Annotated in this window: 11 protein-coding genes; 5 read left to right on the top strand and 6 right to left on the bottom strand. The window is 61.1% G+C overall.

Going from position 1 to position 18,194, the window contains the following annotated elements; translation table 11 throughout:
* Positions 1-346: 346 nt before the first annotated feature.
* Positions 347-4,171, bottom strand: coding sequence for an outer membrane protein assembly factor BamB family protein (locus ACZ5B4_RS02610; RefSeq protein WP_464912889.1), 3,825 nt, complete (start codon positions 4,169-4,171; stop codon positions 347-349).
* Between the two features lie 543 nt (positions 4,172-4,714).
* Here ACZ5B4_RS02610 and ACZ5B4_RS02605 point away from each other — a divergent pair.
* Positions 4,715-6,268, top strand: a complete 1,554-nt coding sequence (locus tag ACZ5B4_RS02605; RefSeq protein ID WP_464912888.1) for a glycosyltransferase — start codon at positions 4,715-4,717, stop codon at positions 6,266-6,268.
* A 90-nt stretch (positions 6,269-6,358) separates the two neighbouring features.
* On the opposite strand, the gene ACZ5B4_RS02600 is transcribed toward ACZ5B4_RS02605, so the two are convergent.
* Positions 6,359-7,588 (bottom strand): hypothetical protein, encoded by a 1,230-nt coding sequence (locus ACZ5B4_RS02600; RefSeq protein ID WP_464912887.1) that lies wholly within the window; start codon positions 7,586-7,588, stop codon positions 6,359-6,361.
* 291 nt (positions 7,589-7,879) lie between these two features.
* Between ACZ5B4_RS02600 and ACZ5B4_RS02595 the strand changes: the two genes are divergently transcribed.
* A complete protein-coding gene (locus ACZ5B4_RS02595) occupies positions 7,880-8,704 on the top strand; it encodes a sugar phosphate isomerase/epimerase family protein (protein ID WP_464912886.1) in 825 nt (274 codons plus the stop codon).
* Positions 8,705-8,769: 65 nt separating this feature from the next.
* On the opposite strand, the gene ACZ5B4_RS02590 is transcribed toward ACZ5B4_RS02595, so the two are convergent.
* Positions 8,770-8,991 (bottom strand): CDGSH iron-sulfur domain-containing protein, encoded by a 222-nt coding sequence (locus tag ACZ5B4_RS02590; RefSeq protein ID WP_464912885.1) that lies wholly within the window; start codon positions 8,989-8,991, stop codon positions 8,770-8,772.
* An 855-nt stretch (positions 8,992-9,846) separates the two neighbouring features.
* On the opposite strand from ACZ5B4_RS02590, the gene ACZ5B4_RS02585 reads away from it, so the two are divergent.
* Together ACZ5B4_RS02585 and ACZ5B4_RS02580 are read left to right on the top strand one after the other, a co-directional pair.
* Positions 9,847-11,424, top strand: a complete 1,578-nt coding sequence (locus ACZ5B4_RS02585) for a prenyltransferase/squalene oxidase repeat-containing protein (RefSeq protein ID WP_464912884.1) — start codon at positions 9,847-9,849, stop codon at positions 11,422-11,424.
* Between the two features lie 127 nt (positions 11,425-11,551).
* Positions 11,552-12,544: a DUF1559 family PulG-like putative transporter gene (locus ACZ5B4_RS02580; RefSeq protein WP_464912883.1), complete on the top strand. Its 993-nt coding sequence runs from the start codon at positions 11,552-11,554 to the stop codon at positions 12,542-12,544.
* A 184-nt stretch (positions 12,545-12,728) separates the two neighbouring features.
* Here ACZ5B4_RS02580 and xerC read toward each other — a convergent pair whose 3' ends face one another.
* The 3 genes from xerC to ACZ5B4_RS02565 form a co-directional block, all read right to left on the bottom strand.
* Positions 12,729-13,643, bottom strand: coding sequence for a tyrosine recombinase XerC (xerC, locus tag ACZ5B4_RS02575; protein WP_464912882.1), 915 nt, complete (start codon positions 13,641-13,643; stop codon positions 12,729-12,731).
* A gap of 50 nt (positions 13,644-13,693) precedes the next feature.
* A complete protein-coding gene (locus ACZ5B4_RS02570; RefSeq protein WP_464912881.1) occupies positions 13,694-13,939 on the bottom strand; it encodes a hypothetical protein in 246 nt (81 codons plus the stop codon).
* Positions 13,940-14,031: 92 nt separating this feature from the next.
* Entirely contained in the window at positions 14,032-14,979 is a 948-nt protein-coding gene (locus ACZ5B4_RS02565) for a hypothetical protein (RefSeq protein WP_464912880.1), read from the bottom strand.
* 442 nt (positions 14,980-15,421) lie between these two features.
* On the opposite strand from ACZ5B4_RS02565, the gene fliD reads away from it, so the two are divergent.
* Positions 15,422-18,184: a flagellar filament capping protein FliD gene (gene fliD / locus ACZ5B4_RS02560; protein WP_464912879.1), complete on the top strand. Its 2,763-nt coding sequence runs from the start codon at positions 15,422-15,424 to the stop codon at positions 18,182-18,184.
* Positions 18,185-18,194 lie beyond the last annotated feature (10 nt).

Genomic DNA, 18,194 nt, shown 5'->3' with positions numbered 1-18,194 from the left:
ACTCTCCGTGCTTCCGCGACGGGAGATGTGTCTGCAAGTGAAGGGCCATCTTCTCAGTGTTCCGGCTGGAGAAGTGAGGCGTGCCGCCGTGCCTGGGCCGAATATTCCGCGCACGGCGGGAGCCCGGCGACCGGCAACCATCACACCTTTGGCCCATTTTTGGCAGCCTGTAGAACAAAGTCAACATTGGCGAAGATACCGTCGTGGAGACGCCCTTCGTTGCTCGCACTCGGCGAAGGAATGCCGCTCACCGTACGGCTTCGGGAAATCCAAGTGGGCATGCCGAACAACCGGATGCGGACTTGGCAGGCCGCGTCCTTGGGACAACGCCGCAGACGGCTCGTCGCTAACGCCTTGGGTTGAACGACTTCCAGTGGTCCGGTGCCCAAGGCGACGACGCTTGCGGTGGGAACTCCATGCGATAGCAACGGCGAGCGGCCGGTTGAACACGCGACGCCGTCATGAAGAGGATTCCTTCCGAATCGGCAATTACCGGCCCGAGGAACTGCCAATCCTTCCCCTCGGCCGGCACGGCCATTTCATGAACGATGCGGCCATCCCTCGCATCGAGCCAGAGAAACCGCCACTGCCGTTCCTCTCCCTTGCCCGGCACCTCGCGTGACGTCACACACCATACCTGTTCCATTTTCGGCGAGAATCCACATGCCAAGGCATTCGTCAGCGGGCAAAAACGCTCCACTCGGCCGTCGCTGTTCGCCAGAATTAATAGACCGTCCTCGGCTTGCAGCCACAGCCGATCGTCCCAGGCGGCCAGGATGCCGATCAATCGCCCGTCGGAGCGACTCCAGATCGGCTCCCCTGTCTCTTGGGATAAGGCTTCCACCGTCCAACTCCCCGGCTGATGGACATACAGCCGACCATCGGTTGCGACAGGGGGAGTCGCGACCGGCACGTACCACGGGCCGGCCTGCCACCAACTGCGATCGCTCGGGGCAATCCAAGGTTGTTCTCGCAGCCAGTGTACGCGCCCGGCATAGTCGGCCCGGAATACCACGCCCCCCCCTTGCGCGAAGAAGGTCCCGACGTTTAAACGAACGAGAAAGTTCAGGTCGTCGCTCCACACTCTCCGCAATTGGAGCAGGCTGTGCCGATGTAACACTGCTCCTCCGTCCGGATCGAGCGCCACGAGTACGACGCCTACTTGCCCCGCCCCGAGACGATCGGCCGCCAGGACGAACAGCTCGTCGCCGACGAACCAAGGGTCGCTCACGGCTGCGTCCAGCGGCAATAGGTTCCAGAGTACTTGGCCGTCCATGAGGCTAAGCGCCGCGATCTCCACGCCGCGGGCCGTCGATCGCCGACAGAAAACGGTCTCTCCGCGGAGGACGGGCTGCATCCTTGCCCACGGCGAGGCCCGATTGCCGATATCGCCGCCCAACCGCTGCTCCCAAAGCAAGGCGCCGTCTCGGGAACGATAGCAGATCACATCGCGTTGAGTGTTGAGGATCAGCCGCTCCTCGGCCGCCGCCGCTCCCAACTGCCGCCGGGGCCAATCGAAATCCCGCTCCGGGAGGTAGTCGGGACGTACCATGCGGTCAGCGGGGATTTCGAAGAGAGGCGTGATGCGACTGGGGGGCCCTGCCGGCGCAACGCCGCCATCGAGGTCCGCGCAGAGGTACCGGGGCTGCCCGGCGCCCCCGGTCGCACGGCTTTCGGAGACCCCTCCCAACACTCCCGTCGATTTGGTCGCAATCCGCTCCCGATCCGCTTCGGTCGCCGCATAGAGCAGGGCGGTTTCGTACCAGCCTCGGGCCTCCGCGAAGCGACCCAAGACCGCGCGGCGATCTCCCAGCCATTCTGCGGCTTGCGCGGCTGCCGCCGGCCCGGGCAACCCTACCGCTACGGAGACCGCCAATCGCTCGTCCCCGCGGCGCTGTGCTTCCCGCACCCGGATTTCCGATTGCTCTTGATATCGGTTCACCAAGGCTTCCTTCAGCTCCCGATGACGTTCGTACAGAACTCGGAGCAGGCACGTCAGGCTGAGCAGCAAATCCGGCCGGTCCGGATGCGGGAAAAGCCCCGGCGGCATCTGGGAGGCGGACGCATTCCAAATGCGCTGCGCGGCTTCGTCCCAGGCCTTTTCGCGCAGCATCGCTTCCAGCTCGTGCCAAAAGGCATAGGCTTCCTTATCCCCGTCGGCAACGGCCCCGGAAGGCTCGCCCAAGTTCCTGCCGTGCGTCAAGCCCGCCGGGCAATAACGCGGATAGCGGGCCAGAGTCCCCAGCGAGAGACGTCGCATGTGACGGCTTACGAAATCGTCGCCGGGGACCGCCCAAAAAAGAGGTTGCAGGGCCAAATCCACGGCGGCCCGCTCGTCGCCTCGATGGATGCAAGTGAACAATTCGTGGCGTAGCAACGCTTCCGAGAACGAGGATCGCTGCCACTCGCTCCAGAGCGGAACGGCCATCATGGTTGCGGCATGTCGTTCGAAGACGTTTCCCTCGCCCTGCCGGGCGGTCTGGACCGCCGCCCTTTCCATCCGCTCGTAAAATCGCTCCCAAACACCCCAATCCCGCGGGTTCATGTAGCCGGCCAGGACACGACTGCCGCACAACTTCTCCCCGTACGGCAGATGTGAATCCAAGAGCGCAAACCAGTAAGCTTCCAAAACAGATGGGAGCAGCCACGCCCTGGGATTCTCCGCCAAAGTCTTCCGAGCGCAGGCCGCAGTCCACTCCGTAAACTCGGCGCCGAGAGGTTGAGCCATCCGGACCTCTTGCCACCAACGATCGATGTTTTCCGCATCGCTGATTCCCGGCGGCACGAATGACGACCAATCGCGACTCGGCCAATCCGGCAAACCTTCGTCCACAGTCAAGCGAATCCCTCGCAACTCCAAAACGCGCTCTTGTTGGGCGGAGGTGTGGAAAACTCCGAACATGTGGGGCCTGCGATCGATTCGCTCAGCGAGCGGGCCGCAAAAACTCCAATGGATGCCGTCGGGGCTGATCATCCATTTCACGGTACCCGCACCCCAGAGGATGCGAAGCCGAATGCTTCCCTGCGTCACGGGAACGATTTCACGCGCGGGATCGCGGCTTTTCTGCTCGCTTCCTCGCCGGGCATCGGTGAAGCTCAGCCACAGAGTCCCCGCGTGCGGCGTCGGATCGAATTGCAGGCCGCAGATCGGTTTCTTTTCTCGATCCGCGAGGAAGATCCCCGTTCCCGGGGTCGCTCGGCCGACGTCCAACTCAGCGACGTAAAAGGCCCCGGCCGGCAACGTCGTCGCGAAATAAGCCGGTTCTCGCCCCGGCGGGGCGGCCATTCGCAGTGAGCCGTCCGACAAGTAATCGAGCGAAACGGCGGACTTTTCGCCCAGTTGCTCCCACGCGATCCGTCCCGGCGGGTCGAGCTGTTTCCGCGCCCCTCCCGTCGCAGCCGCGATGCCTAGGGTTCGCGGTTCTGTTTTGCTCGGCGACATCTCCGCGGGTTTATCCGTAACGCCGTCGCCGCTTTCACGGTCAAGCACGGAGTCGTCGTCCGGTATACCGCCGAAGGCATGCCGACGACAGTCCTGCAAACGAAAATCACCCTCCAGAATGAGGTCCGTGGGCTGCCGGGGGAGCGGAGCGGTCAACAAGCGAAGATTGCCGCGGCTAAGGATGAGTTGCCCGGCCGACCAATGCAACGCAATGCTCCCGCCACCGCTGCGGCGGTATCGCCCATTGTCCGTGGCTAAGAGGCCCAACGGGCGGGCGGCCGTCGGAGTCGCAACATTCGCATCGATTTCATACGCGGCCCAGGCATCGTAGAAAGAGGGATATAGCCGCAATACGACGGCCTCGCGCTCGTTCCGGATTAGGATTGCCAGCCGTTCCGCCTTTACCAAGGCGATCCACAAAGATCGGCCGTCATGGAAGGGATCCGCAATGCGGCACGTACCCTTGAATTCCCATTGGTTCACGTCGTCGCGGCGGACGGCACGGAGGCCGAAACTGGGCCCCGGCGGTAGCGACTCGAACAACTGCGAGGCAAAATCCGAGTCGCCGTCGGCCGGCCAAGGCACTTCCCGAAACCAAATGCGATCCCATGGTAATGGTGGATCCTCCTTGGAGTCGGGCTGCTGGGAAAGGGCTTGCCGATCGCGCCATCCGGGAGCCGGGAATCCCAAACAGCCGAGTATCGCGGTCGCCGCAAGAACGGCCTTCACGAGCACGCCTCCGCGACGAGAATGGAATGCAAGAGACGTCATAAATCCATTTCCCAGTCGCATTTTCGCAACCCTAAAATGAAGGAAGTCCGGCAATAAAGCCGCACAAATCGCCCGCCGAAGGGACGCGCTCCCTTATCTACCGCTTCCGTTTCTGACAAAGCAGCCGCCTCAACGGGTTAGATTGGCCTACTGCTAAACAGCCTTATCTCATCCGAAAAAAAGCCCCCGAGCCCTCGCGACCAGCCGGAGTCTCGGGCCGGGAACGACGCACGGTTTGGCCTTGGCGAATTTGTTTCCGTGCCTACGCGGGAGTGGACGTCCCACATGTTCGAGCGTACTCACAACGTTGCCGTCAGAACAAGCGGCGAAGGAACAGCCCCGACATCACCGCTATCACCCAATGCCTGGATGACGGCTTCGGCCGAGCCGAATCTGCGTGCCGAGCGAGGGTTAATCGCTATTGGCGGGTCATGGTCACCGCACTAGAATCAGGGATCGTTGGAATCCCAATAATCAGCCATCCACCCGGAGCAAGCGGCCATGTTGGGGCGCACGGACGCGCGTGTCTTTTGTGGAGAGGGCTTCTCAACCGCGCAAGACGTACTGGACTATGCAGAGCCCGACGCCGCTTTCCGCCACGTGGCGTCCAGCGGGAACTCTCAGCGGTTCGCCAAACTTTCGGTTCTCATGCCCGTCTTCAATGAGGAAGCCACGGTTTCCGCAGCCATTCGCCGCGTGCTCCGTTCACCCGTCTCCCTGGCGGTCGAAATCATTGCGGTCGATGACGGCTCACAGGACGCAACGTGGAGTATTCTGCAAAGCTGGGCGGCGCAAGACCTCCGAGTGCGGGCAGTGCGTCATCCCGTCAATCAGGGCAAAGGTTCGGCGATTCGCACGGCCATCGAACATATGACCGGCGACGTGGCTGTGATTCAGGATGCCGACCTGGAATACGATCCTGCGGATTTTCCCAACCTTCTAGAGCCGATCCTTTCCGGCAAGGCCGACGCCGTCTTCGGATCGCGTTTTGTGGGCCATCCGCGGCGTGTGCTGTATTTTTGGCATACTTTGGCGAACAAACTCCTCACGCTGGCGGCCAATGCCGTCAACGATCTCAATCTGACCGACATGGAGACCGGCTACAAGGTCATTCGTGCCGACATCCTCCGCCGTCTGAACTTGTCTTCTCGCAGGTTCACCATCGAACCCGAGTTGACCTGCCGTTTGGCCCAATTGGGAGCCAGGATCTACGAGGTCCCCATTACCTACGCGGGTCGAACCTATGCGGAAGGCAAGAAGATCGGTGCATGGGACGCCGTCCAGGCTTTGGCCATGTTGCTGTACTGCCGATTGTGGGATACTCGAGTATCCCGCGATGACGGCTTGGCCACCCTGGACGCCGTGAGCCGAGCCTCAACCTACAATCGCTGGATCGTGGAGCAGGCCTCGCCCTTCTTGGGACGCCGATTGCTGGAAGCAGGCGCGGGAATCGGCAACCTCAGCCGATTTTTGGTCCGTCGCGAGGCCCTGGTGTTGCTGGATCACGACCCGCAATACGTCGATATCCTGGCAGCCCGCTTTTCCCACTCCCATACAGTGAGCGTCCGAAAAGGCGACTTGAATGATGCGGCCCTATACGAGGCCCTGAAGGCCGAGCGCTTGGATTCGATCTTTTGTGCCAACGTACTGGAACATCTGCCGGACGACGAGAAAGTGTTGAAAGGCTTTTTCGAGGCGTTGCAGCCCGGCGGACGTTGTGTGCTGATCGTACCGGCAAATCGTCGGCTGTTCGGATCCCTGGACCGCGCCCTCGGGCATTTTCGCCGCTATGAGGGGGACGAACTGCGGAAGAAGCTCGAACAGGCGGGTTTTCGCGTCATTCATCAGAGGGCTTTCAACCGCGTCGGGGCCGTTGCCTGGCTCGTTTCCGGTCAACTCCTGCGCCGCAATCGCCTTTACCCCGGCCAAATGCGTTGGTTCGATCGGCTCTGGCCGATATTCCAGCTCTGCGATGGCGTACTGCCGACCCCCAGCCTCTCCTGGATGATCGTCGGCGAGAAGCCCAAGGAGGCAATCCAACGAGTAGCCGCCTAAAGCTGCGACGAGCGGATCATCCGCCACCCGCAGTGCGGTCGGACCGACGTGCGAGAATCTGGAACCCCAAAACCGCCTCCCAAAAGCCGTTCAGCCGAGAATCCGCTTCCAGCGCTCGAGATTGAATTTCGCTTTTTCGGCAGGGGTCAAGCGACTGAAGTCCGGATCGTCCGCCGGCGCACGCCACGTGGACATCGTGACGCGCGGCACGTTTTTTTCGGCAGGACCGCTCGGCGGCTTGACGGACTCAACTCCCGTGGGGACAACGGCCGCGGATGCATCCGTGCGCCCCGAGTACGAGCTTGAGCCGACCGTCCGTCGCAAGTCTTCTTCCAGACTGCGGTACGGCGTCAGGCCGAGTTTGCGGAGGTCGCCGTGATAAGCCCGGACGGCCTCCGCCGGTTCGATCTGGTCGTCGGCCACCCAACGAAGATAACGGATAAAGGTCAACTGATCTTCCGCGTGATTGATCTTGCGCCCGTACAGCGCGACCCGGGCACCGTACTTCTTCGCCTCCCACAGCATGTGGAATGCGTCCAAAGTCGTCCCGGCCGAGCCGCCGAGGATTCCCACCACGATCGAGCTATCGTAGCGGACCAGCGATTCCATGGCTCGAGGGCCGAAATAGGGGATTTTGAGAAACAGCGGCCGACCACGACTGGTGACCCCGGCCAGCGTGCGGACAATATGATCGTTGACGAATCGGGCCACGTCGCCGGGGGCGTTCTCTCCCGGCGCGTTCGGGCTGAAAACCTCTAAGAAATGCCGAAAGCCTTTCGCCTCCGCCTCCAACCGGAATGCGCGGTACGCCTCGAGCGTTCTGAGATCGGCCTCGGTCTCGTTGTTGAAAGTGACGGAGTACAAGCCCAGGTCCGCACCTAAGCCGCGCTCCGTCGGATCGCACGCCGCCTTGCCGCACATGATGTGGTCGATCGTGGCGGTACGAAACGGGCGAGACGGTTGCCGGTCGTATTGGCCCAGACCTCCGCCGGCCAACCAAATATCGGTCGTGTCGTTGGCACGCACGGCGGGGGTCACGTGTGAGCCGTCGAATATCCGCTCGCGAATCGTGAGCACCTCGTTGGTGCTCGCGCTCATCAGCACGATATCCACCAGACCTTGCGCCACGATTTCGCGAATGATCTGACGGTATTCATCGAGCGTGCGGAACCGGGCTTCGCCGGAGTGATGTTCCGGGCTTTTTCCCGGCGCCGAAAGCCCGAACGCCATGTCGGCATCCTTGGCGTCGGCCAAGATGAAATCCCGGCAAGAACGATCGGCCCGAATCCGAGCCAGCTTTTCGTCGAGGGTCTTTAACATCAAGCGATCTCCGCGGCAGGCGACTTCTCTCAAGTATAGTCTACCCATTTTAGCGAAAACCTGCCGACCACCGCTTCATCAGCCCGCTGCCGCAGGCTAATCGACGCCGTAACTGCTTTCGAGCGCGTCTTGTTTCGGGCTATCCGGCACCGTATACTGCCCGCGAGCCGTGGCCAAGCCGGGCGGCAGATTGCTGTGTAGTACGGCACGTCCCGCCGGCGCATCATTCGGCAGGCGGCCCCCGTTGGTGGTCCGGTATTGGGAGCTGGTGCGGGCGAGGAGTTTTCGATCATGGGAAAAGTATCCATCGGCGTCAACATGGAGTTCGTTCGCCATGCGGACAAGTCTTTCGAATGGGGAGTCCAAAAAGCGGCGGAATTGGGTTACGAGTACGTCGAACCCATGGTCCACTGGGGGCGGGAATTGCTGTCCGAGGCCGGGTATTTCCATAGCGTCTCCATGCTGGACGACCCGTACCGGATTCGGCGGGCTTGCGAAAAGGCGGGCGTCAAGTTATCCGGCCTTTCCGCCCATTGCCCGCTGGGCAAACCGGAAATCAGCGTCGAATATCTCAAGCAAGCTGTTCGTTATGCGGCCGAGTGCGGTGCGCCGGTCGTGAACACGGATGAGGGGCCGAAAGCGACCTGGACCACGGAGGAGCATGACTTCGCCCTCATGCACTACACGTTACAGGAAGTCGCGTTCGTGGCGGAGCAACGCGGCATCCTGATCGGTCTGGAGCCGCATCAACAGTACAGCAAGCACCCCGACGGCCTGGACCGGATTTGGAGCTTGGTTCGCTCCCCGGTCATCGGGATCAATTTCGATACGGGAAACTCCTATCTGGCCGGCCAAGACGAGATCGCTTGGCTGGAACGCGTACTCGATCGGTTGGTGCACCTTCACGCCAAGGACATTTCGGTGACGCAATCCGAGCAAGAGCGGGGCAAAGTCACCGGTACCCCGGTGGGATGCGCCTGCGGCGATGGAGTCGTGGATTGGGCCAAGGTCATCGACCTATGCCGGAAGGCCCCGCGCGACATCGTCCTGAGCGTGGAGTGCGGCACGATCGATCAAGCGGAACGCAGCATTCGCCACCTCCGTTCGCTCCTGTGACCGGGCACGCCGGCATCCCAAGCGTATGTCGGGCGGTTGCACGTCGCCGGCTTGTGGATCGGAACTCAAGCGACGGCGGGCGCATGATCGTCGGCTTGAAATCCGCAAGTGCGATGCGAGCCGTCGCAAAACGGTCGCGTTTGAGATGCCCCGCAACGGCACAAGCCCACCGGCTTGCCGGGGGTGACCGGGTACGGCTTGCCATCGGCATCCACGATCTCAAAAGAGCCTTGAACGACGAGCGGACCGTTGGGGCGAACAACGATGGTAGTTTTCGATTCCGACATTTTCACTTCCTCCCTCGCCAGGTTTCAAATTCGTGACTGCGTAAAAGACGCCGCGATCCGGCTGGCGATGCCATTGCGATGCGGGATACTTGAGAGGATTGTATTCCAACGGTCAATGCCGAGGCAAACCTGGCAACTGCTTGGTGCGGTGCAATCCGCGGAGGAGTCGGCAACGCAGTGTCATCCTCACGCCAACGTCTCGCCCGGAACAAGGACCGAAGTCGGTGATGGTGCTAAAAGGACCTGAACTTGACCGCGCGACGGGACACATCCGTCCAAACATGATGCGATAGCAGAGGGCGCCGCCATGAAGGGCCGCCCCCCGTGGAGGCCGACATACGGCAAACAATTCTTCGTCGTCGCATCTTCGTCATCGCAAAAGACTGTACGGGGTGCCCCGCGTTGATTTAGAATGATCTGGAGACGACCGCTCGATGGCACGGGTCGTAGCATGGATAAGGTGGCGCAGGGTGAGCCGTCGACGCTGTTTTGCCCGTGCCTGACGACGGCGACATCGCGGCGGTCGGAGGAGCTCCCGAATCTTGTTGTGACGTTCTACTCCGTCTCGAAAAGGCTCGTCGATCGGAAAAGAGAAGCTCGGCTTTTGGAGAGTGTTCGATGCCTCAAGTGCCTCCAGCACCCAAAGCAGGTAACGGGGACGAAGGGAAGCCCAAGAATTCCGCCCCGCGGCAAACCGACACCGGCTCCGTCGGGAGTGCGCCGACCGGTGGACCGCCGGAGAGCCTTCCGCAGCAGAACACGTCGCCTGTAGATCGTCCGGCGGGCACGGTGGAAGGTGCTGCCGCAGAATCTAAACCCGCAGCCAAGCCTCCGGCGTTACCCAAAGCAAAGGCGGTGACCGCGGACACCGCCGGCTCTCCAGCCAAGAAGGAAAACGCCGGCGGCAAGGCCCGGCAACCATCTTCGGCTTCCCCCGGTGAGGGAGTCGTCATTGAGGAGGCTCCTCCGAAAAGTCGGCTTCGCTACCTTTTGGGCGAGATTCTTCATTGGACGCCCAGTTGGTTCGTGAGCATGGTGGTGCACGCGGCGGCCCTGCTCATTATGGCCATGATCACGATCCCCGCGCCGAAAGAGAGTACGGCCCAGCAATTGGTCGTGGCGCCGGGAGAAAATGAGGCCGTGGAAGAGATCGAGGATTTGCTGCAAGACGCCCCCCAAGACATCAACTTGGAAACGGATCTCTCCCCGGTCGAAGTGGCCTCGAACGTAGACTCGTCGCAAGACGTGTCGGCTTTCAACGATGCCACGGCGGCGACGGCGGTGGTGGAACTCAGCCCCATCGGCCTGGAACACGCCAATCAGTCCGATTTGATGGCGGCGGTCGGGGCCTTGTCCGGCAACGACATGTCGGGGCGAGGTTCGGGTAAGGCCCGGTTGGTGGCCACGGCCGGAGGCAGCGAGGGGAGCGAGCGAGCGGTGGCCCTGGCCTTGAAATGGCTGGCCGACCACCAAATGCCCGACGGCGGCTGGAGTTTCGATCACACCAAGGCCGGCGGTTGCGGCAATCAGTGCCGAAACCCCGGCAGTCTAGCCGATGCGCGCAGCGGTGCCACGGCCATGGCCCTGTTGCCGTTTCTCGGTGCCGGCCAGACGCACCGGGAAGGGGAGTATTCGAAGAACGTACGAGCCGGTCTGTATTATCTGATTACCAACCGGATGAAGGTCTCTCCTGAGGGCGGAAGTTTTTACGAGAGCGGCGGCAGCATGTACTCTCATGGTTTGGCTGCCATCTGCCTAACCGAAGCGTACGCCATGACCCGGGACAAGGTGCTTCGCGCCCCAGCCCAAGAGGCCTTGAATTTCATCGTCTCGGCTCAAGACCCGGTCGGCGGGGGTTGGCGTTATCAGCCGAGGCAGAAAGGCGACACCTCCGTGGTGGGGTGGCAATTGATGGCATTGAAAAGCGGTTACATGGGCTATCTTCAGGTCCCGCCCGTCACAATTCAGAAGGCCGTCCGCTTTTTAGACTCGGTACAGAGCAATGAGGGAGCCAACTACGGTTACACGGACCCCGGGGCCGGCCCCGCTACCACGGCGGTAGGCTTGCTTTGCCGCATGTACATGGGATGGGACAAAGATAACCCCGCACTCCAGCGAGGCGTCAAATGGCTCAGTGAGCGCGGTCCCTCTAAGACCGACATGTACTACAATTACTATGCCTCTCAGGTTTTAAGGCACTGGGAAGGCGAGGAGTGGAAAAAGTGGAATGCGGAAATGCGGGATTTCTTGGTCAACTCCCAGGCCAAGGCCGGGCACGAGACGGGAAGCTGGTTCTTCGCGGACGGCCATAAGACCGATCGCGGCGGGCGGCTCTACTGCACCGCTTTGGCCTGCATGATCTTGGAGGTCTACTACCGCCATCTGCCCCTATATCGTAAACAAACGACGGAAGAAAACTTCCCCCTGGATTGATCTGCGGCAAAGGTCGCGCGCTATCGCGATTTCCGGTAAATTTTCGAAAAAGGCCTGGAAAATCGTGGGTCGATGTGGGAAAATGATATTGGGCAAGGCGCAGGCATTCTAATCTCGGAGGAGTCCCATGGTTCGCAGACGTTCGCGGCGGAGAGGGTTCACGCTCGTCGAATTGCTGGTGGTCATCACGATTATAGGGATGTTGGTGGCCTTGCTGTTGCCCGCCGTTCAAGCCGCACGAGAAGCCGGTCGGCGCGCCCAATGCTTGAACAACCAAAAACAGCTAGCCACGGCGCTCCTCAACTACGAGTCGTCCCGCCGGGAGTTTCCGGGGTATCGTTTTATCGTGGACCCGGATGAGAACAACGACGGAACGCTGGATGATCCCATCGTCGGAACGTGGATGGTAAGCTTGTTCCCATACTTGGAACGAGCCGACTTGGAGAGAATCTGGAAGGACGACAGCGTCACTTGGGCGAACAAGCCCGTGGTTGAGTTGAAGTTCCTGTCCTGCCCGAGCGACCCCCGTCGCGACAATCCCGCGATGTGCGCCTATGCGGGCAACTGCGGCGTGCCGGATCCGGACTCGGCGGCGGGCATCACCGGCTATCCCGGCGAAGGAATCGAGCACGGCGTCTTCTTCGACCATGCGGCCCCAACCGGCGGCAAGAAGGCCATGTCGTTGGATTACCTCAGCCGCCATGACGGCTCCACGAACACGCTCCTGATTTCCGAGAACATTCAGGCGACGCTGTGGAGGCCGATCGATTCTTCGGGCGGACCTCGCTGGCCGAACGAGCGGGATTTGGGGATCGTCTGGGACGTAACACCGGGCTTGTGCGATCCCTCGGATTTGCGTCCGGTAAAGATCAATCAGTGCATCACGGCGCCGCGCGATCTGTTCAATCCCCTCGTAAACACCGCGCGCCCGTCCAGCAGGCATCCGGGAATGGTAGTCGCTTTCTATTGCGATGGTCACGGTGATTACCTGCGTGACGATATCGACTGGCTGGTGTATAAGCACCTCATGACTCCGGACGGCTACCTAGCCGGCCGGACGGGTGGTCCGACACCCGATCCGGAGTTGCGAGCCGGCATCTTCGATGAAGGCAAGAAGTGATCGGCGGGGGTATGCTCCGGCGTTCGGTTTAACCGTAGCTCGGTTGGAGCATCTCGAGTCATTGCAATTCCCAGGGCTGGGCGTGTTGTCGCCCGGCCTCTTTTTGTGCGCCGTTGCCCGATTTCCCAGCAACGATGTTTTAAGTTGCGCTGAATCAACACCGACGGGTGAGATAGGCCGCCGACTAACGGGCCCGGGGGTGGGCCTTTTCATAAACCGCCCGTAACCCTGCCGTGCTGACGTGGGTGTAGATCTGCGTTGTCACCAGACTTTTGTGCCCCAGCAGTTCCTGCACGCTGCGAATATCGGCTCCACGATCCAAAAGGTGCGTAGCAAAACTGTGCCTCAACGTATGGGGTGTGGTACGGCGGTCCAGCCCGGTTTTCCGGAGGTATTTTTCGAGCATCCGGGCCACGCTCCGAGTCGTGAGACGGCGGCCGAATCGATTGACAAATACCGGCCGGTCCGGGGCTGCCGCAAGACCCGGCTGTAAGCGGCGTACCTGTAGCCACCGCCGGACGGCACGCGCCGCGTACGACCCCAGCGGCGCAAGACGCTCGCGCTTCCCTTTGCCACGAACCCGCACGATCCCCTCGTTGAGGTCCAAATCGGCGTCGTTCAGGCCCACGGTTTCACTAATCCGAAGTCCGGCCGAGTACATCGTCTCTAGAATGGCCCGGTCGCGGAGGCCCATCGGATCGTCGGTCGGTGGGGCCTGCAAGAGTCGCCCGATCTCCTCCGTGGACAGAACGTGGGGCAAATTGCGCGGTTTTCGGGGATTGCGGAGAGGTTTGGCGGGATTGTCGTTGACCCAACCCTCGCGCATGCCGAAGCGGAAGAAGCTACGCAGGGACGCCAAGCGGCGGGCGATCGTGCCCGCCGCGTAGTCGGCCTCGTGCATTGCGGCAACGTATCCGCGAAGATCGCCTACCGTGATCCGGTCGAGCGCCACCGGACCGCCCGCGTCGTTCAAGTATTCCAACAGGGCCGTCAGGTCTTCGCGGTAGCTTTTAATGGTCAGCGGCGACGCATCGCGCTCCGCGGCGAGATACCGCAAGAAGCGAGCGACGGCGGAAACGAAGTCCGGGCTTTGCGACATTCGGGAATGGCAAACCGACCTTCAGGCGGCGGCGTCAGCTATCGACGCGTTCAGGGGGCGTCGTCCGGATCCGTGACCTGCGACATCTTGAATCGCGCGGCCAGGGCACGGCGGCGGGCCTCTTGTCTGACCCTCTGACTCAGCACCGCGGCATCATACCAGGAGAAGCTCAGCTCCGGGTTCGACGCAAAACGGCCCAAAGTCCGCAGCATTTCGGCCCTGCTATCGTCGTCGAAGAGAAAAATGTATCGCTCCGCGCCCTTAATCAAGGCAACGACGTTGATCTCGCGACCCACGGTACGGCGTCTCCTATCATAGAAGCTCGTGACGGTGGTGAACCGCCTGTGGCTCGATTCAGCAACCTCCCCAACCCGCCCGCTTTTCTCTTTTATCGGATTTTCTCCTGCCTCCAAACCACTTGACTTTTGCCGGCACCCCCGCGTGCGCTCAGCATTTCCCAAATGTGCATTCGGCAGCAGAAACGGATGAAATCATCACTCCTCTCGAGATAGGTCTGCCAACCACCAAAACGAGCGTCATTGCGTTGACTCGCATAGCTCGCTAGTGCGGCTGTGAAGTCACCGTCATCTCCTTTAAATACCCGGGTATGAACCAGAACCGGCTCGTTCGAGGGGATCAATTGAGGGGGTGTCTCTTGTGGCGGCGGAGGGATCAAGCCGCGTGGGTCCGGACGGTTTTCGGGCAGTTTTACGTTTTCCGATGCGGCGACACCTTCGCCGAGGATCAGTTGAGTCCCATCAGATTGCCGAGACATGGCGGAAACACCCCCGTCCATCGGAGGGGCCTGCGTGCGCATTTGTTCCCGCGCGTAGGCGAGACGCGATTCCAAAATGAGCCGCTCGGGGATGTTTTGTTCTTCCGCCGTTCCCCACGGTAGCCCGTATCCCGGTGGGACCGGGTGAAATCCCGGGTTGGCGGCGTACCATTCGACCTGCAATCCGATCCTGGGCGGATAGTACGGCGAATACTCCGTGACCGCCCCGACCACGACGGCGTCGGCACCCAACATCCGGGCCAATTGTCGGACGTCTTCGGGCCGATTGAGCGTCAAGCGAGCCTCAACCATGGCTCGTTCCGCCACGCCGACCGGAATGACCTCAAATCCGGGCACCTCTTGCAGCTCGTTGTAGTAGGCCGCGGCCACCTTCCGACCGTCCAGCGTCGGTTCCGTGCTGAGATTGAAAAAGGGTACGACGGCCACCTTGTGGATTTGGGGAAAGGGATTGTGGACGGTGGGAATCTCCGTGCGATGCGGAACCAGCGAGCAGCCGGCGAACGCCATCCAGCACGCAGCCAGAATTGCGGCAAGAGCCACGGACGGCACTCGTCCGCCCCGGCCCCGGTCGCCCTCGCGCCGAACGACGCCTCCTATTTTTCCTGAGCTATTCCCCAAAAGTCCGCAGTCCATCTCTTGCCAGTCTTCACTTAGGCTTTATGTACCAACCTTGGATCACGACGGAATCACAGGGGGCGGTTCCGCCGTGAGGGTGGTCGGACGGCAATAACTATCGGCAAACTTTACGCAAAACCTACACTCATCTTTTTCGAAAAATTCATTCAGGCTCGACGGAAACAGCGAGGCTTCCCACGGTTTATTGCCACCTATTTAGGGGGATCGGACGGATGGGCGGAAGCAGCGCGTGCTAGGGTTAAGCGGAGGAGGTGCAGGTTCAGTTGAGGCGCCAAGCCGAATCCGTCGATAAAGGACTTGGTAGACTCTATCGCTTGCGAACGCTTTTCCGAATGAGGACGACGGCATGGGCAGAATTCAAAGCAGCATCGGGCTGATTAGCGGCGTACCCATCGGGGAAACCGTGGACAAGCTCATGAAGCTGGAGGCCCGGCCGCGCGACAATTTGGACGCCGCAACGAAAAAGATTGACAAGGAGCGGGCCGCGATCACGGAGCTGTCAGCCCTAGTCATCGCCACGCAATACGTCGTCAAGAACCTCGCCAAACCTGAAGTCTATGACAAACGCCTTGCCACTAGCAGCAACGAATCGGCCCTGACCGCCACGATAACCGGTACGCCGCCGAAAGGATCTTACCTTTTCACCCCCGTCCGAACCGCTCAAAGCGAACAGTGGCTGGCCTCCGGGGTGGAATCGACCACGGCGGCGCTCGGCGGCGGGGCGATTACCTTTCGCTTCGGCTCCAATCTGGCTCGCAGCACGCCCTTGGACCAATTGCGAGGCGGAGCCGGATTCGAGCGCGGGGTCATTCGCATCACCGATCGCAGCGGTTCATCGGCGGACATCGACTTGACGACCGTGCAAACGTTGGACGACGTGCTGACGGCCATCAACACCAATACCCGTATCAATGTTCGGGCGGAAGCGGTGGGAGATCACATCCGCCTGACCGACCGGACGGGCATGAGCCTCAGCAATCTTCGGGTACAAGAGATCGGCGGAGGTTCCGCCGCGGCCTCGCTCGGATTGGCGGGGATCGACGTTGCCGCGTCCGCGGCCGACGGGGAATCGATTCTTTTCGTTAATTCGAGTACCCAACTCTCGCAACTCAACGACGGCATGGGCGTCGCTTTTCAATACTCCCTGCCGGAAATCTCCTTCGAGTTGAGAGACGGCACGGAGGGTGTCATCGACTTCAATGCCCTGATCCCGGGCGGAAACAGCCATCGCGAAGAACGAACCCTGGCGGACGTTCTCGCGACGATCAACCAGGCGGCTCCCGGTAAACTTCAGGCCGAAGTATCCGCCGACGGCAAACGCCTGATCGTGACGGACCTGACTTCCGGCGCCGGCCAATTCCAGCTCACGTCCCTCTACGGCTCTTCGACGTTGCACGATTTGGGAATTGATACCGCGGCGTCGAACGGCGTCGTGACCGGACGCAGTTTGGTGGGGGGATTGCAGTCGGTCCTGCTCTCCAGCTTGAACGGCGGCCGGGGCTGGGGAACCCTAGGATCGATCACGATCACGGATCGAGCGGGGGCCGAAGCCGTCGTCGATCTCTCGTCCGCGGAGACCGTGGAAGACGTACTCACCGCCATCAATGCGGCGGGAATCGGCGTCACCGCAACTTTGAACGCCGCCAAGAACGGCATCTTGATTCAGGACACCTCCGCCGGCAGCGGCCATTTGAAAATAGTCAGCGCCGACGCGACCCAGACGGCCGAGAACCTGGGGATCGCCGTCGACGACGCCGTGGCCCAAGTCAATAGCGGCGACTTGCACCTGCAATCCGTCTCGTTCAGCACCCAATTGAGCGATTTCAACGGCGGGCGCGGCGTCGCTCGCGGAAAATTCACGATCACCGACAGCAAAGGCGCTCGCACGACGGTCGATCTTACCGGGGACGATGTCCGGACGATTGGAGACGTCATTCGCAAGATCAACGGCGGAGCGGCCCAGGTCTATGCCGAGATCAACGACAAAGGCGACGGGATTTGGATTCGAGACACGGCGGGCGGCAACGGAAAGCCGTCCGTAAGCGAAGGCACGTCCACGACCGCGGCGGACCTCGGATTGACGGCCGCGCCGGTCGAAAAGACGATCGACTCGAATACCTACTGGGTGATCGACGGATCGACGACGCGGCGGATCGAAATCTCGGCCGACGACTCCCTCGACGACCTGACGAAAAAAATCAATGACCTCAACGCCGGGCTTCAGGCGACCGTGCTCTTCGACGGATCCTCGCGGCCCTATCGGCTGAGTCTGACCGGGGAGGGGCTTGGGGCCTTGGGAAGCCTCGTCATCGACACATCCGAATTGGGATTGAGTCTCAACCGAATCGCCGAGGCCCGCGACGCCCAATTGGCCGTCGGCACACTGCAAACCGCCGGCACCCTCATCGTGGCATCGCACACGAACACTTTTTCCGGCGTGGTCCCCGGGCTGAAGCTGGAGGTCAAACAGCCTTCGGCGGGGCCTGTATTGATCAGCGTACAAAACACCGATGCGGACCTGACGGCCAGCGTCCAGGCCTTCGTGGATAACTACAACAAGTATTACAAACGACTCAAGGAGCTCACCAAGTACGATCCGGATACCAACATCAAGCAAGTATTGACCGGCGACACCACGGTATTGCGATTGGAGAACGACTTGACTCGCCTGCTGAGTGGGCGTTTTTCGGGGGTGGGCGAAATCCGATCGCTGGCGGAAATCGGCATCAGCTTCAAGGACGACGGTACCTTGGAATTCGACTCCGCCAAGCTCAAGGCACGCTTCGCCGAGAATCCGGATGCCGTCAAACGCTTCTTCACGGATTCGACCCAAGGATTTGCCGCCAAGTTCGACAAGCTGCTGGAAGCGTTGACGGGGAAAGATGTATCGCTGATGGCGCAGCGATTCATTTCGCTCACGCGAAAATACGAAGAAAATACGCAAAAGCTGGAGTGGTGGGATGCCAAGCTGGAGAAGCGGCGGGAACAGCTCATGCTCTATTTTTACCGCATGGAGACGGCCATTGCGAAGCTCCAGGGACAGATGAACGCCCTGTCGGCGATCAGGCCGTTGGACATGAGTGCCTTGTTCCGGTCTGGCAATCAGTGATCCTTACGAC

This window comes from Thermogutta hypogea (genome assembly GCF_055386265.1).
The sequence above is the reverse complement of the archived record's forward strand: the minus strand, read 5'-3'. Positions and strand labels throughout refer to the sequence as shown.

Coding starts and splice junctions, on each gene's coding strand:
- ACZ5B4_RS02605 (WP_464912888.1), top strand. CDS start 4,715: ATGTTGGGGCGCACGGACGCGCGTGTCTTTTGTGGAGAGGGCTTCTCA.
- ACZ5B4_RS02600 (WP_464912887.1), bottom strand. CDS start 7,588: ATGTTAAAGACCCTCGACGAAAAGCTGGCTCGGATTCGGGCCGATCGT.
- ACZ5B4_RS02595 (WP_464912886.1), top strand. CDS start 7,880: ATGGGAAAAGTATCCATCGGCGTCAACATGGAGTTCGTTCGCCATGCG.
- ACZ5B4_RS02590 (WP_464912885.1), bottom strand. CDS start 8,991: ATGTCGGAATCGAAAACTACCATCGTTGTTCGCCCCAACGGTCCGCTC.
- ACZ5B4_RS02580 (WP_464912883.1), top strand. CDS start 11,552: ATGGTTCGCAGACGTTCGCGGCGGAGAGGGTTCACGCTCGTCGAATTG.
- xerC (WP_464912882.1), bottom strand. CDS start 13,643: ATGTCGCAAAGCCCGGACTTCGTTTCCGCCGTCGCTCGCTTCTTGCGG.
- fliD (WP_464912879.1), top strand. CDS start 15,422: ATGGGCAGAATTCAAAGCAGCATCGGGCTGATTAGCGGCGTACCCATC.